This is a genomic window from Actinoalloteichus spitiensis RMV-1378 (genome assembly GCF_000239155.1).
In the GTDB taxonomy this organism is placed as follows: domain Bacteria; phylum Actinomycetota; class Actinomycetes; order Mycobacteriales; family Pseudonocardiaceae; genus Actinoalloteichus_B; species Actinoalloteichus_B spitiensis.
The window spans coordinates 1-14643 of sequence record NZ_AGVX02000615.1; the positions used below are offsets into that span (position 1 = coordinate 1).

At 72.7% G+C, this 14643-nt stretch carries 10 protein-coding genes, 1 pseudogene and 1 CRISPR repeat array; of the genes and pseudogenes, 4 read left to right on the top strand and 7 right to left on the bottom strand.

Annotated elements, in window-relative coordinates; genetic code table 11:
• Positions 1 to 463: 463 nt before the first annotated feature.
• Positions 464 to 1678: direct repeats of the CRISPR family, unit length 37 nt; unit sequence GTTGCACCGGCCCTCCGGGGCCGGTGAGGATCGCAAC.
• Between the two features lie 294 nt (positions 1679 to 1972).
• The 4 genes from ACTIDRAF_RS30620 to ACTIDRAF_RS0222695 all read right to left on the bottom strand — a co-directional run bounded on the left by ACTIDRAF_RS30620 (position 1973) and on the right by ACTIDRAF_RS0222695 (position 5072).
• The gene (locus ACTIDRAF_RS30620) at positions 1973 to 2566 is read right to left on the bottom strand and encodes a DUF3558 family protein (protein ID WP_016700998.1); all 594 of its coding nucleotides are present in this window, start codon (positions 2564 to 2566) and stop codon (positions 1973 to 1975) included.
• A complete protein-coding gene (locus ACTIDRAF_RS0222685; RefSeq protein ID WP_016700999.1) occupies positions 2563 to 2949 on the bottom strand; it encodes a hypothetical protein in 387 nt (128 codons plus the stop codon). The genes ACTIDRAF_RS30620 and ACTIDRAF_RS0222685 overlap by 4 nt, the downstream gene beginning before the upstream one ends.
• Positions 2950 to 3279: 330 nt before the next feature.
• The gene (locus ACTIDRAF_RS0222690) at positions 3280 to 3693 is read right to left on the bottom strand and encodes a RidA family protein (RefSeq protein ID WP_016701000.1); all 414 of its coding nucleotides are present in this window, start codon (positions 3691 to 3693) and stop codon (positions 3280 to 3282) included.
• 350 nt (positions 3694 to 4043) lie between these two features.
• Positions 4044 to 5072 (bottom strand): sugar kinase, encoded by a 1029-nt coding sequence (locus tag ACTIDRAF_RS0222695; RefSeq protein WP_039788954.1) that lies wholly within the window; start codon positions 5070 to 5072, stop codon positions 4044 to 4046.
• Positions 5073 to 5644: 572 nt separating this feature from the next.
• Between ACTIDRAF_RS0222695 and ACTIDRAF_RS0222705 the strand changes: the two genes are divergently transcribed.
• From ACTIDRAF_RS0222705 to ACTIDRAF_RS35420, 3 genes are all read left to right on the top strand, one after another.
• Positions 5645 to 6979, top strand: coding sequence for an alanine racemase (locus tag ACTIDRAF_RS0222705; RefSeq protein WP_016701003.1), 1335 nt, complete (start codon positions 5645 to 5647; stop codon positions 6977 to 6979).
• A 141-nt stretch (positions 6980 to 7120) separates the two neighbouring features.
• Positions 7121 to 7303 carry a hypothetical protein gene (locus ACTIDRAF_RS34060; RefSeq protein ID WP_016701004.1) on the top strand — a complete coding sequence of 61 codons (183 nt, stop codon included), beginning with the start codon at positions 7121 to 7123 and terminating at the stop codon, positions 7301 to 7303.
• Between the two features lie 153 nt (positions 7304 to 7456).
• Positions 7457 to 7591 carry a hypothetical protein gene (locus ACTIDRAF_RS35420; protein WP_280956891.1) on the top strand — a complete coding sequence of 45 codons (135 nt, stop codon included), beginning with the start codon at positions 7457 to 7459 and terminating at the stop codon, positions 7589 to 7591.
• Positions 7592 to 8019: 428 nt separating this feature from the next.
• Here ACTIDRAF_RS35420 and ACTIDRAF_RS0222720 read toward each other — a convergent pair whose 3' ends face one another.
• The 3 genes from ACTIDRAF_RS0222720 to ACTIDRAF_RS0222730 all read right to left on the bottom strand — a co-directional run bounded on the left by ACTIDRAF_RS0222720 (position 8020) and on the right by ACTIDRAF_RS0222730 (position 11918).
• Positions 8020 to 8199 (bottom strand): hypothetical protein, encoded by a 180-nt coding sequence (locus tag ACTIDRAF_RS0222720; protein ID WP_016701006.1) that lies wholly within the window; start codon positions 8197 to 8199, stop codon positions 8020 to 8022.
• Positions 8200 to 8558: 359 nt separating this feature from the next.
• Positions 8559 to 9509, bottom strand: a complete 951-nt coding sequence (locus tag ACTIDRAF_RS0222725) for a glycoside hydrolase family 16 protein (protein WP_016701007.1) — start codon at positions 9507 to 9509, stop codon at positions 8559 to 8561.
• Between the two features lie 1443 nt (positions 9510 to 10952).
• Positions 10953 to 11918 carry an arsenic resistance protein gene (locus ACTIDRAF_RS0222730; protein ID WP_026066401.1) on the bottom strand — a complete coding sequence of 322 codons (966 nt, stop codon included), beginning with the start codon at positions 11916 to 11918 and terminating at the stop codon, positions 10953 to 10955.
• A 679-nt stretch (positions 11919 to 12597) separates the two neighbouring features.
• On the opposite strand from ACTIDRAF_RS0222730, the pseudogene ACTIDRAF_RS0222735 reads away from it, so the two are divergent.
• A pseudogene (locus ACTIDRAF_RS0222735) lies at positions 12598 to 14643 on the top strand (hypothetical protein); the annotation flags it as partial.

Consider the following 14643-nt stretch of genomic DNA (forward strand, 5'->3'; position numbering starts at 1 on the left):
ACCCATCGAGGTGGGCCGGGCCGAGGTCTTCGCGGCGTCCGCTGTGCGGTCTTCGCGGCCTCCACGTCCGACGTGCGGCCGGCCGGAGCGCCAGCGCCGTCATCCACGGGACGCTCGGGCGCTCCACCCCGGGGGGCGGCGGTAGCATCAGCCGGTGGCCTCCGGTATGCCGTGTCCGCGCAGCCGTGCCCGGCTGGAGTCGGGATGCCCTCCGGTGGTGCTGGAAGCGGGACGGGCACCCCGTGCCCCGAACACGTGCGTCGGTGATGGACGCGGTAACCCCGAGGGGGTTGCCCAGACAGGTCTCGGAGCGGTCGCTCCCGCCCTGTGCTCGAGCGCGGATCGGAAGCGTCACGCGACACGCCTGTGCTCTCCTCAGTGGATCCCGGGAGTGTCGTCCTGTATGTCCGTCTCATGCTGGCGCGGCGTCGCCGCTAAACTGGAAACGCGCTGTTCGCGCAGCGTTGCACCGGCCCTCCGGGGCCGGTGAGGATCGCAACAAGGCGGTGAAGTTGGCGGGGGCGAGGATCCGAGAGTTGCACCGGCCCTCCGGGGCCGGTGAGGATCGCAACACCCGAATAGACTAGCAATTGCAGCGCAAAACCGAGTTGCACCGGCCCTCCGGGGCCGGTGAGGATCGCAACGCCTACGGCTACGGCGGCGGGACCCCGGGCACCAGTTGCACCGGCCCTCCGGGGCCGGTGAGGATCGCAACCGCCCCCGTGGAACACGAGGCGGAACTGCGCTGGGAGTTGCACCGGCCCTCCGGGGCCGGTGAGGATCGCAACTGATGATCCGCATCCTGCCGCCGGCGGCCGCGCTGCCGTTGCACCGGCCCTCCGGGGCCGGTGAGGATCGCAACCGCAACTCGCACACCGGGTCACCTGCCCCTGCCGCAGTTGCACCGGCCCTCCGGGGCCGGTGAGGATCGCAACGCCGCCGCCCAGGCCGCCGCCGCCCAGCGGCTGGCCGGTTGCACCGGCCCTCCGGGGCCGGTGAGGATCGCAACTCCCGGCCACCGGCAAGCTACGCAGGCCCCCGGACATAGTTGCACCGGCCCTCCGGGGCCGGTGAGGATCGCAACGGGTGGCGCCGGTGGATGACGAGAGACAAGGAGAGTTGCAGTTGCACCGGCCCTCCGGGGCCGGTGAGGATCGCAACCGAGTCGTACACGGGTGCCGTCGAGGTACAGGTCCGTGGTTGCACCGGCCCTCCGGGGCCGGTGAGGATCGCAACGGGTCCTCCTGAAGCCGCCGCTTACCCGCCTTTGACGTTGCACCGGCCCTCCGGGGCCGGTGAGGATCGCAACGGGTCCACCACCACCGGGTCGAGCCGCACACCCTCGGGGGTTGCACCGGCCCTCCGGGGCCGGTGAGGATCGCAACGTCGTGTCCGCCGGGGCGGAGGACCGGTCGATCCTCCAGTTGCACCGGCCCTCCGGGGCCGGTGAGGATCGCAACTACGCCCGCCAGATCCTGAGCCTGCCCGTGTGGCTGTTGCACCGGCCCTCCGGGGCCGGTGAGGATCGCAACACCTCGGTGAGTGTCAGCCCGCCCGCCACGGCCGCGGTTGCACCGGCCCTCCGGGGCCGGTGAGGATCGCAACGGCACCTACGGGCTGACCAGCCGTTTCCCCGACCAAGTTGCACCGGCCCTCCGGGGCCGGTGAGGATCGCAACGACCGCACCGACCGGTGGGGAACGACGCGGCCCCTTGCACCGGTCCTCTGGCGCAGTGTCCAACCCAAGATTGGTCTCGGCGGGAGTGATTCCGGAGCGGCCTGAGAGGCCGATCGGTCTAGGTACGTTGGTTCTCCTGCCAGGAGGGCCTCGGCGCGAATCCGGACCGATTGCCCGGCCGCATGCTCGCAGCAACCGGAACGGGGCGGTCGACGAGCTCGCTTGTGGCGCTGATCCGAGCAGGGGCCCGGCCAGCTCGCGGAGCTCGGACTGGTCCTCGCGGGACTTCGTGAACTAGGGGAGGGCCTTGTTCAGCAGCGGGGCGACCGCTTCGACGATGGGGCAGGCCTCGCCCGAGGCGATCGTGCTCGCTCGCACGACGGCGCTGGCTCCGGGATCGAGGTCGAGGACGATCTCGCAGAAGATGTCATCCTCGACCTGGAGGGCGCGCCTGCCGTCCACCTCGATCTCCTCCACACTCGCGTCCCCGTAGTTCTGGGCGTCGGCGCCAAGGAACGTGTTCAGCTGGATGAGGACGATGGGCTGGTCGGGTTCGAGCTGCGCGTAGGTACAGGCGTGGTTGATCCCGATCGAGTTCCGTTCTCCGGTCGCCGGATCGATGCCGACCGAGGTGAGCGTCTCCTCGTCGAGGAGCTCGCACGGATCCAAGCTCTCCAGGGTGGCGCCCACCGAGGAAGAGCCAGGGCTGCTGCTCAGTGCGGACGCCCCGCCCGTCCCGGGGACGACCGCTTCGGACGTCTCCGACTGGTCGCCGTGAGTGGTGGGGGTGGCGTGACCGGCCGACTCCCGAGCACAGCCGCTGATCACGACGAGCACCGCGAGCAGCAGACCTACCAGGACCTGGCCGCGGCGTCCCGATGTTCTCATGCCGGTTGGACACCTTTCTGGTTCAGCGTCGCCGCGTTCGCCTCGTCCGTCGCCACCGTCGACCGAGCGCAGGTCCGTACCGCTGCGGCGACCTCACGAAGCGACCGCACGTACAGCACGAGGTTCTCCTTGGCGGAGGTAGGGGTGCCGGCGGCCGCCGCGCGGTCCTGCCGTTCCATGGTCTTGGCGACCTCACTCGAACCCAGGGCCACCCGGTTGAGGTTCTCGAAGAGCGTGAGCCGGCGCTCGGCTCGGTCCGCGATGGCTTCCAGTTTGCTGGCCATGGCTTCGGCGCTCTCCGCGTTGAGCGTGACGCGTCCGGCTGCCGCGGCGGAGGTGAACGCCGCGATCGTCCCGCTCAGTTTGGGCGGGGGCTGCGTCATGCTTGTGAATGAGCCAGTTGCTGCGTCCTGCGATCCGGTCATGCAGTGCCTACCTCATGACGTCCTCGAGCAGAGCTGGACTGTGATCAACGACACGGAGGTTAGTCACTGTGGAGCCCAGCGCGGGAAGGATCGGCGAGGAGTTCACGCCATCGGCGGAGCACCTTTCGTGACGGTGTTCCGTGTGGACGGTGCTGCCGGCTCGTGGTCCTGGTGCCGCCTGTTGCCGCTCGGGGGAGCGTCGTGACCAGGGGAACACCTCGGTCCGGGTGCTGACAGGGGTGGCCTGAACGGCGTGCGCACCAGCCAGCACCCGGTGAGGGAGGGAAGTCAGCCGTTGACGACCGCGAGGGCGTCGATCTCCACCAACATCTCCGCGCGGGGCAGGCCGGTGAACACCGTCGTCCGCGCTGGCAGCACGCCGCTGGGCACCCGGGCGGTCACGAACTCGCCGTACGCCTCGTTCATGGTCGCGAAATGCTCGCGCGTGGTGAGGTAGACGCGCAGCATGATGACGTCCTCGAAGCTGGCGCCGCCGGCAGCGAGGATGGCCTCCACGTTCTCCAGGGTGCGGATCGTCTGCGCGCGGACGTCGCCCTGGAAGACGTACTCGTTGCTGGCCGGGTCGACCGGGCCCTGACCGGACACCTGGAGCAGCGGTCCCTTGCGGACCCCTTGCGAGAAGGTGTGCGCGGGGGCCGGGGCGGCGTCAGTGCGGATCGCGGTCTTGGTCTGGTCAGCCATCGAGCTAACCCCTCTTTCACGGGCCGAGGTGGATGTCGGCGGTGTTGACTCGTCGTACCCGCCGTCGCGGGGATCGCGGCGGCGGACAGCAGGCACGGGAGGAGCTCCAGGACCTGCTTGGAGCTGCGCACCACGGGGGACGGACCCGGACCCAGAGACCACCGTCCGGCCGCTGACCTCCCGCACCGGCACGCCCGCGGCACCCGCGACACGGTTGTCCAACGCTCCCGTTCCCCGAGGTCGACCGGAATGCTCAGCGCCCTGGTCAGGCCCTGGCCCACGCTCCCACCTCCTGGTCCGGGCGCGGGCCGAGGCGTCCCCGCCTGCGTCCTGGTTCCGCCGTCACGACGCTACCGGCGGGTTTCGACGCCCCGCCCGCTCACCCTGGTCCGCGCCCACTCGTCGTCGGTGCGGGCCAGGAGCGCGGCGATCGTCGCTGGGGTGGGGGGAACGGCGTGGTCGCCGGGCACCGCCAACACGTGCGCGGCGCACAGGTGCCCGAGGCGGAGCCGGTGTGCCACCGGCAGGTTCCGGAGGGTGCCGGCGAGGTACCCGGCGGCGAAGGCGTCACCCGCTCCTACGGGTTCCACCACCTCGACGTCGAGGGCGGGCACGACGACCTCGGTGCCCGCCCGGTCCACGGCGACCGCCTCGTGCGCGTCGTTCTTGATGACCAGCATCCCCGGGTTCGGCAGGATTTCGCGGAGGCGAGCAGGTGACGAGCTGCCCAGCACCTCGGTCGCCTCGTCGGCGCCGAGGAGGACGACGTCGGCGAGCGCGCAGAGCCGTCCGAGCACGGAGGGGTCGCGGCCGTGCCAGAGCCCGGGCCGCCAGTTCAGGTCGAAGCTGACCGTGGTGGACGGCCTGGGCCTGGAGAGCAGGTGCCACAGCAGGGCGGTGGCGGTGTCGGAGATCCCGGCGGTGATGCCGGTGAGGTGGACCAGGTCGGCCTGGTCGAGCAGGTCCCGGGCAGGCCCGCTGGCCACCAGGTCGGGCGACATGGCGGAGGCCGCCGACCCGGCCCGGTAGTAGTGCATGCGGCTGCGCCCGGCGGGGAGGTCCCCCGTGCCGTCGCCGGTCTCCTTGACGTAGAGGCCGGTGGCGCGCTGCGGGTCGACCTCGACGGCGGAGACGTCCACCCCACGTTGGGCGATGTCCGCGCGGAGGTAGCGCCCGAAGCCGTCGTCGCCCAGGCGGGACACCCAGGCGGTGTCGACACCGAGGCCGGCGAGCGCGCCGGCGACGTTCGACTCGGCCCCGCCGGCGGAGCGCCGGAACTCCTCGGCGCGTTCCAACGGGCCGGTCTGGCGCGGCACCAGCACCACCATCGACTCGCCGACACACACGGCTCGCGGCGGGCGCTGGGGTGGTAGGGGCATGGGCGCTCCTCGGTCGAGGTCGGTGGTGCCGCGGGTGACGGCCTCCGCGTCCGCATCGTGCACTACCTCGCCCACGAGTACGCCCTGGCCCCGAACACCAAGCCGGCCCGCCCTCCTGGGCCGTCACCATGGTCGACAGCGGTTCTGGCCGCGATGTCCTCCCGAGGGTGCACCCGGACCGTCAACCGCCGCACCGCCGCCGGTGAGGACCCGCACCAGGTGCGGGAAGAACTCCGCGACGAACTCCTCCGCCCTGGCCGGCCGGCGTCGATGTAAACGAACCCCACGTCGTCGACGATGCCTGGAAACCTCCCGAGGCCCCTTCCGTCCGCGCCGTCGCGTCCATGCTGGCCAGCACCGGGCGCAACCGGAGGCCAAGGACGCCGGGCACGGCACCGACGGCTCCACGGCCGCCCTCGACGGCGTGGCCCGCGTCGTGTTCGGCCCGGGCGCGATCGCCCAGGTGCACACGCCGGCGGAGTTCGCTCCCTTGGACGAACTCCACGCTGCCCCCAAGGTGGGGGGAGCTGTTCCGCAGCCCGGTCCTCAGACACGCAGGGAGCGCAGACACGATGACGGACAACACCGGAACCACCCGCAGCCCCGGCACCCCGGCACGACCGGAACCCGGGTTCATCGACGACGGCGCGATCGGCTGGCGGTTCAAGGGACTGCCTCCGGAAGCCGCGCACGGCACCCTCGCCGAACTGGGCTCCTCGGGCCGCCGCGTCTTCGACGGCGAATTCGGTTTCCCCCTGCTCGTGCTGCGGGACTCCGCCCTGCGCCACAACGCGGAGCTGATGGCGCTCTTCGCCGCCGAGCGGGGCATGTCACTCGCACCCCATCTGAAGACCTCGGCGTCCCCGCAGGTGGCTGACTACGCGCTCCGCGCCGGAGCATGGGGGGTGACCGTCGCCAACCCGTTCCAGGCCCGGGTGTTCATGGCCGCCGGCCACGACCGGATCCTGCTGGCCAACCAACTCGTCGACCGGGCCTTTGCCGTGGAGGCGGCCCACTGGCTCGGGGAGGAACCGGAACGGCGCTTCTTCTGCTACGTGGACTCGCCGGCCGGTGTCGCCGTGCTGGCCGACGCCCTCACCAGCCAGGACACCACCACCCCCCTGCCGGTGCTCGTGGAGGTCGGCCACGAGGGCGGACGCGGCGGATGCCGGGACACCGCCGCCCTGGCCGCCACCGTCGACGCCGTGCGCGCCACCCCCGCGCTCGCCCTGGCCGGCGTGTCCGGCTACGAGGGGTCCGTCAGCCACTCGCGGGGCGGCGAAGGCCTGCGCGCCGTGCGCGACTACCTGGGCTGGCTGCGGGCGGCCATGGACATCGTCCTCGCCCACCGCGACCCCCGGCTCCCCGAGTACGTGGTCTCGGCCGGCGGCAGCCTCTACTTCGACCTGGTCGGCGAGGAGATCGCCACCGGCTGGCCCGCCGACCCGCCCGTGCGGGTGATCGCCCGGCCCGGCGCCTACCTCACCCACGACCAGGGCCTCTACCACGCGCTGTCCCCGCTCGACGGCTCCGGTTCCGACCCGGCCGAAGTGGCCAGGCTTGCCCCCGCCATCGAGGTGTGGGCACCCGTGCTCACCAGGCCCACCCCCGACCAGGTCATCCTCGGCGCCGGCCGGCGGGAGCTGAACTACGACGAAGGGCTCCCCCTCCCGATCGAGGCCCGGGACCACCGGGGCGGGTCGCCCCGCCCCACTCCGGGATGGCAGGTCACCGCGCTCAACGACCAGCACGCCTTCCTCACCGTCCCACCCGACGCCGACCTCGGGCCCTCCGACCTGGTGCGCCTGGGCATCTCCCACCCGTGCACCGCCCACGACCGGTGGCTCACCGCGGTCATCGCCGCTGACGACGACACCGTCGTCTCGGTGGCCCGCTGCTACTTCTGACCAGCAGCCTTGGTCCACGCCGCCCGGCCCGTGGCACACGAACCCCGCGCCCCGCGCCACCGCAGAAGGACAACCGCCCATGACCGGCCGCACCGGATCGCCGATCACGAACCCGATCGCGCGTTCCTCGCCTCGAACCTCGTGATCCGGGTGCTCGGCCACGCGGACCGCGTCGTCATCGGCGTGGCCGCGCCGCTGATCACCACCGGGTTCGGCTTCTCCAACGCCGCGTTCGGCTGGATCCTGGCTGCTTCCGCCTTCACCTGCTCGCCGTTCGGCTTCATCGACGGCGGGTGGGTCGACACGTGGACCCGACCAAGGTGATGGGGTGGGCAGCCATCGCCTGGTCGGGGTTCACGGCGTACCGGCTCGACGTGGGGGAAGCGGGCGGCGCCCGGTTCGCGGTACGGCGGGGCGGCGGGCACCAGGCGGACGTTCGCCACTCCGTCGATCACCGCAGGGTGATCAGTGGGACCGGTGGATTCGCTCCTCGGCTGGATCGGCACCTTCACGGTCGCCGCCGTGGTGGCCCTGACCAGTGCGCTGCTGCTGGCGTTCTTCGGCCGGGTCCGCACCCCGGACACCCGCCCGGCAAGCCAGCCGGCGAGCTGAGCGAGCGGAGGAGCGGTGGGGCCGACGCCCAGCAGGTGCGGGCACCGCTGACGTGTCGTCGGGGCCGGGAGAGCGCGGGTGTCAGGAGGTTCGGTGCACCCACTGGGAGCGGTTCAGGGTCGCGTGTTGGTCGAGCGCGCATCCGAGAAAAGTGAACCGTTTCAAACGGGTGAAGTTGCGGCTTTCGTCCGTGTCAACGCGTTTCTGTGTAACGGGTGACGGTGCGGTGTTCCATCTGTTGTTCGGGAGGGTCGATGCTCCGTTCAGAAAGGTGGTGAACTTACGCGCCGTGCGGGTGAGTTGCACACTGCCGATGTTGGCTATGTGGACGCGTGTCTTGACAGTGGACACGTAGCCCGCTGAGGAGGGCGACGCCGGGAGGCGGGGGTGTTGCAGCACCTCCGAGGAACACCTGACGTCGTCCCCGACTACCGCTGGAGCCAGCCTCCGAGGAGGCGAAGCCCCAGGCCGAACCGCCTGGTCGCGCTGACCAGGCCGGGAGAGGTGCCCATCAGGTCGAGGCCCTCGGCCGCGACCGTGCACACCACTCCCGCCGCCTCCACCATCCTGCCAATGCGCTGGCGGGTTCGGCGTACGCGCTTCACCATCGTCGTCCTTCCTCACTAAGCGTTTTCGAGACGCTGAGGGGACAACACGAGGCAAGCTCGTGATCAGCAGACCACTCGGTGTGCTGAGTGGATGATCGCCGTGACCCGGCTACGCGCGGTGGGTGGACCGAACCTGCCGAAGCGGAGAGGTCTGGGCCGCTGTACCGGGTTTGTGAAGGACTCCGTTCGCCTGAGCTCAGGCGGTCGGGTGCTTGCGGGGCCGAGTGAGGAAACTGGTCGCGAACGCCGCGAGATGGCAGTCCGCTCGTCGTGAAACCATCACGGTGGACCCAGCCAGGCCGGAGCACTCGGAGAGCGGCGCGTCCGTGGGTGCTCCGGCGTGGCGTGGCCTACCGGGCTCACTCCGCGACGGTGTCCAAGTGGGAGACACCTGCCGCGCGTTGGGCCGCCACCTGCGCGGTCACCTCGGCGGGGCTGAGGATCTCGTCCTTCGCGTGGTACACCCAGTCGACCTCCTGCTCGTAGGTCCGGCTCGCCGAACTCCCGATGAAGCCCTCCGGGATGAACCACTGGTTGAAGTCGAGGGACATGGGCGATGACGGGTAGTTCGGGCCGCCGTGCTCGGCGACGAGCTGACCGTCCAGGTAGTAGCGCACCGTCCGCGTCCCGCCGTCGGCCTGCACCACCAGGTCGTGCCAACCCGCCAGCGACCCCGGGCGGACGGCCGACTCGTTGCGCGCGTCCCACGGATCGGGTCGGTAGGTTTCCCAGCTGGTCAGGAACAGCGCCGAGGAACGCTGTCCCCAGCCGCCGTTGGGCAGGTACTCGAAGTCCAGCTCCCCGTACTCCGGGTCGTAGTCCCAGCGCAGGGGAGTGATGGTGTAGAAGGTCTGGAGGACCTGGTCACCGTCGGGCCCGCTCACCGGTGCGTCGGTGAACCGCACCCGGGCGGCGTAGGTGCCGTGGTGGAAACGGCGTTGGGTGTTGATCTGCGCCTGGGAGGTGCCGGCCACGGTGCCGTCGGTCGTCGCCTCCAGCCGCAACAGCGTCCCCGCTCCCTCGGACCGGAAGCTGATGTTCGCCGCCGACCAGGTGTCACCGCCGATACCGGGACCACCCGGGTAGTTCCGCACGCTCCAGCCGCGTTCCCGCAGGCGCGGGTCGGTGTGGCTCGTGTAGTCGAAGTCGTCGAACAGCACCTGGGCGGGCGCCGAGGTCGCGCCCGTCTCGGCCGTCGCGGCGCCACCGAGGGCAGGCAGCAGGCCCACGGGCAGGGTGACCGCGCCGGCGAGCGCGAGCAGCGAGGGGAGGCGGCGACGGCGGGCTGACCGTCCTGTTCCGAGGGGCATTGCGCACTCCTGTCCTTCTCGCGGCCGCTCCGACAGGCGGACGGAGTTGACCTGCGGCGTGTGACTCGCGCGAAGCCCGTACCGCTCGTCAGGCCGTTCCGGCGTCGGCCGCTCACCAGCCCGCACCTGTCGGCTGCGGGCGGACTACTGGTACCCCATCGACGGCCGTGACCGGAGTCACCGGCGAGGGGAGGCGGGTACCGGACCCAGCGGCGGGATGGGGCCGACGCGGCCCGGGAGGGAGGGTTTCGTGCTGCTCACCGGCGGGGCGAAGCTCCTGCCGAGCTCGGTGGCGCGCACAGTCGGCAGTGGACGGCGTGCCTCGTGAGCTGTCCGGGAGGATGTCCGGCACGCTACGACGAACGGCGCAACCAGGACGAACCCCGTCGGTCGCGTCCCCTCAAGGCGGGCCCACCCGGAGGGGGAGATCTTCGGGCCGGTCGGCGGTTCGCCGGCAGCGGTGCGACGTGTTCCCGTGGGCCGGGACCAGGGGCGGACCGCCGCCGAGCTGGAGGCTGTCCCGCTGCCGCCGCCCGGCGGCGGTACGGCCTCGTGTCGTGCGGTCCGTCCGCCGGCGCCCAGGGGCGGAGCGGAGACCGCTGGTGGCGTCGAACCCTGCTCGTCCACGCTCACCGGGTAGCGGTTCAGGTGCGGCACGATCTCCCTATTGGGACGTACCTCGACCCGTTCGACGAGCGTGCCGGTGGGCGTTGGCATGTTCTCCCGGGGTGCGGTGTCGGCCTTGGCGCAGCCGGTGCCAACGGGGAGCACCGCCAACCGGGCCAGGGTGGCGCGGAGCTGCACCGGGTGCCCGCCCGCCGCTCGGGCGACCGGGCTCGTCGTCGGGTGGAGCACCAGGCCGGGCGCGTGCTCGTCCGTGTTCGCCACCCCGCCGCCCGGCGTCGCACGAGCCCGGCGTCCCGAGCGGTACTGCTCGGACGGAGCGCTAGGCCCCTCCGGTGTGGCCGGCCCAGCCCTCGACCAACGCCGCCGCCGGCGGTACCCCGCAGGTCAGGAGCACCGGTGGGCCGGCTGCGGAACGCGTCGGGCCAGGAGGTGAGGAGGGGGCGGGCTCGACCGCATCCGGTCTCGGAGCAGCCTGACGGGGAGGACGAGTGCCAGGGTGTGACCGCACACCACCAGACCGCGCGAAGGACCGTGGCCGTTGTCCGGACGAGTTCACCGGGGCCTGGCGAGATCACCGTGGCGCGAGCACGTGCGCGTCGTCCACCGGCGCGTTCCACCCCACGAAGAGCAGCCCGCCCGCCCGGGGCGTGCCGCAGTCCCCAGGGCGTGCTCCACGGGGTCCCCACCCAGCCGGCTGACCTGGGGTTGTCGCTCCCGCCGGTCCTCGAACCTCGTCCCATCCGGCCGAGCCGGGGGTTGTGCGACGGCTCCCCAGCAGCTGAGCAGCGGAGAGGCCGGGTGGGGACCCGCACCCGCTCATCCCGTCGACCCGGCAGGTTCCCGCACCCGGACGAGCTGGCTGAGCAGGGCGAGCACCGGCAGTTCCAGCAGCGGGCCCAACACCAGCGCCACGGCGATCAACGGGCGGTCCGGGAACGCGGCCACCGCCACCGCCAGCGCGATCGGCGAGTTGCGGGCCGTGGTCGTCATCGTCAGCGTCACCCGCTGGTCGGCCGGGAGTCGCAACGCACGTCCGGTTCCCACGGCCAGCAGGGGGGTGGCCACGAAGAAGACCAGCAGGGGAACCAGCAGGGCGAGCAGCGCGGACCCGTGTTCGACGACGGTGCGCGCCTGCCAGGCGAACATGGCGAACACGGCCGTGCAGAGCAGCGGTAGCACCAACGCCCCGGCCCGGCCACCCACGGCGCGGTCACGCCACGCCGGTCCGCGCCACCGGCCGGCGGCCCACCGGAGCCCCAGGCCCAGCGCGAGGGGGATGACCAGGACGACGAGGACGGCCTCGACCAGGGTCCCGGTGTCCACCATCGCGGCCGGCCCGCCCAACAGCACCACGTACCAGGGCAGCAGCGCCAGCTGGAGCACGAGGTTCACCGGCAGCAGGGCGGCGGCCACGCCCATGTGCCCGCGAGCCAGCGAGGTGAAGACCAGGTACCAGTCCGTGCAGGGGGTGACGAGCAGCAGCAGCAGGCCGATCCGCAGGTCCGGCGCGTCCCCGAGCAGTCCCGATCCCAGCGCCCACGCCAGCAGCGGTGTCCAGGCGAAGTTGAGGGCCAGGCTGGCCGTGATCACCGCCCCCGCCCGCCGGACCGTCCCGACCTGGGCCGCGTCGAGCTGCGCGAAGACGCAGACGAGCATCAGCAGCAGTGCCGGCAACACCAGGTGTTCCAACGCCGACCCCACGGGCCAGGCCACGCCCACGGCGAGGCCGCCGCCGGCGGCCGCGGCGACCAGGACGCTCTGCAGGCGGTCCCAACGGGACATCAGCACCACCGACCTGGTCGTTCCGGTCCGCTGGTGGGGCCGGCTCCGGGTTCGGTGCTCGGGACGACCGCCGCCCGGAGCTCGCGCGGTCGGGGGAGCCGGGGGTGGTGCGGCCGATCCGCCGCCGACGCATCGCTCGGCGCGGACCTTCCTGCGGAGGTGCCCCGGCGGCCAGGAGCGTTCGTGCTCCACGGCGATGTCCTCGCGACGGCCGCGCCCCGTGGCGCCCCGGAATGGGGGGAGTCGCGCCGGGGGCGGGTCCCGCCCCCGTGTGCGGCGGCGGGCCAGCCGAACGGGGAGAGGGGGCGAGGGGCAGCGGTGTGGTGAGGCGGGACGGAGGGGGCCGGGGGAGCGGACGAGGACACCCGTTCACGCTAGTGAGGAGCGGGGTCCCCTCCGTCGCGGGAGCGAGGTCGCGAGACCCAGCTCACTCCGTCGGGTGATAAGATCCGCCGACTCGCCTCGCATGGTCAGTGTGGAACCATGACGCCTCATGGACGCGAAACATCGACGTCCCGTGTCGTGAGGGAAACCCCTGGATCGCTCACAGGCGAGGGTACCGCCCCCGGTGGCGCGACGCTGATCACCGAGACTGGCCCGCGAGGAGTGGCGACCCACTGACCTGGGAGACGGACCCAGCACCGGTGAGCGGAAAGACCGAGAATCGAGACGCGCCCTGATGCAGCCGCCGCACGACGAGCGGGCCGGCACACGGCCCGAACCCGACGGTGACTTCCTCCTCCAGGCACGGGGACCGAACGTGCTGATCCGGATGGCAGGCGACCGGGACGAGGAGGAGCAGCGGTTCCTCCGGGAGCTGCCCGCCGTCGCCGACAACACCATCGTGGTCGTGGCCCCGTCGGTCCTCCGGACGGGGAACCTGTGGCCGCTGCTCTGGGAGGCCTGCCGGTTCGGTCTTCCGGAGACTCGAGGTCCCGGCCACCAGCTGTGGCTCGCCGTGCCCGGACTGGGGAACGTCGAGGGTCCGAACGGCCGGTGGGCGGCCGAACTCAGCTCGGCGTTCCGGGTGGACGTCGTCGCACCCGAGGAGGGCGTGGAGTGGGTCGCCGGCGGCCACCTCTACGCGGGAGGTTCCACCGGCGAGTCGGGGTGGCGGTTCTTCCGCGGCCGGCAACCCACGTTCCGGTTCGCGGTGCGGTGGCGCCGCCCCTACTGGGAGGCGCTCGTCCCCCCGGGGCCGACCACGACCGACGAGCTCCAGGCGGAGCCGATCCCCGCCGGCCTGTACGTCCGGTCCCGCTCCGAGCAGCCGATCCCCGAGCACACCGGCCGGCAGGTCCGCCTGTCCGACACCGGACCCCGGGTGGTGCTGGACCTGGCTGACGGTCTGCCCACCCCGGAGGAGACGGCACTGCTGGTGGACCGGCTGCCTCCGGGGCTGCGGCGGTACCTGACCGTCGTTCCCGTGAACGGCGTCCGGCCGCTGTCCGACTGGGCGAGTCGCCTCGCCGCGCTGCTCGACCACGACGTGGTGCTGCCCAGCGTCTCCCTGATCCGGGGTCGGGATGGCAGCTGGCGACCGGCAGCCCTGCCCGACCACCCCGAACTCGACGCCCACGACCAGCTGAGCCTGCGCTGCCACCCCCCACTGGGCCGGCCGCGCGTGGTGGAACGGCTGGCGGTGTCGGATCTCCTCGTCGACCCCGAGGTGGAGGTTCCAGCGGAGACGGACTGCCCGGGTGCCAACGAACAGACCGTGGTGCTGCCCGTGGTGGGCGTGCCCGCTGCCCCCCACCTCGAACCGGGGGTGGCCGGGCCCGAGGACAGCGGATCCGTCGCGGACGACCCGGGCGACTCGGACACCGAGTGGGCGGATCTGGCGCTCGACCAGGAGGACACGCCCGGCGGGACCGGGACACCGGGACCGACCACCCCCGCTCGCCCGGCGCACCCGGACAGCAGCTCCCCGCCGCCGGCAGGACCGGTAGCCGCCGAGGAGCCGGCGCCGCACACCCACGACGCCCCCTCGGAGGGCGACGAGGCGGACGGCTCGGCGAGCACCACGCCCCCGGGCCGGGGGGCGGTGCCGCCCGAGGCCGAGGAGCCGGTGGACGGGCGGCCCGACGCCGGGTCGGTCACCGACGGCGGCGAGTCACTGCGCGCCGAGGAACCCACCGGGTGGGAGCGCGGCCCTCGGCGGGGCCCCACCGAGCACGCCGTCGCCACCCCCCTCGACGCCGGGGCCCCCGGCGACCACCCCACCCCGGCTGGGAGGGTCGAGCCCGAACCGGACACCCCCGGGGCGGCCTGGCCGCCGGAAGGTGCACTGGCCGACGGCGGTGCGCACCCGTCGGAGGTGGAACCGGCTGTGGACACCGGACCGGAGAGTTCCCCGCTGGAGCAGGTCAGCACCGGCCACGCCCCGCTCGAACCGGTTCCCACCGGCGCCCCTGGTACGACCGAGGCGGCACCGGCGACCGGCGGGCCCGAGGAGGAGGCCGGCGCCGGGGTCGACGACGAGCACCCCGGCCACCGGCCGACCTCAGCCCCCCTGTGGTGGGTGCGGCACGATCCGGAGCGTCCCGCCCGCAACGACCAGCCGGTGGAGCCGGCGGCGACGATGGCTCCGCCGCCCACCACCAGCGCCTCGCCGAACGGGCCCCTGCCGCCAGGCGGAGCCGCCCGCACCCCGGCGGCGGAACCCCACGACGGCGAGATCCGCCCCAGCGTCCCCACGGCCGTCGTCCCCGACGTCACCGTCGCC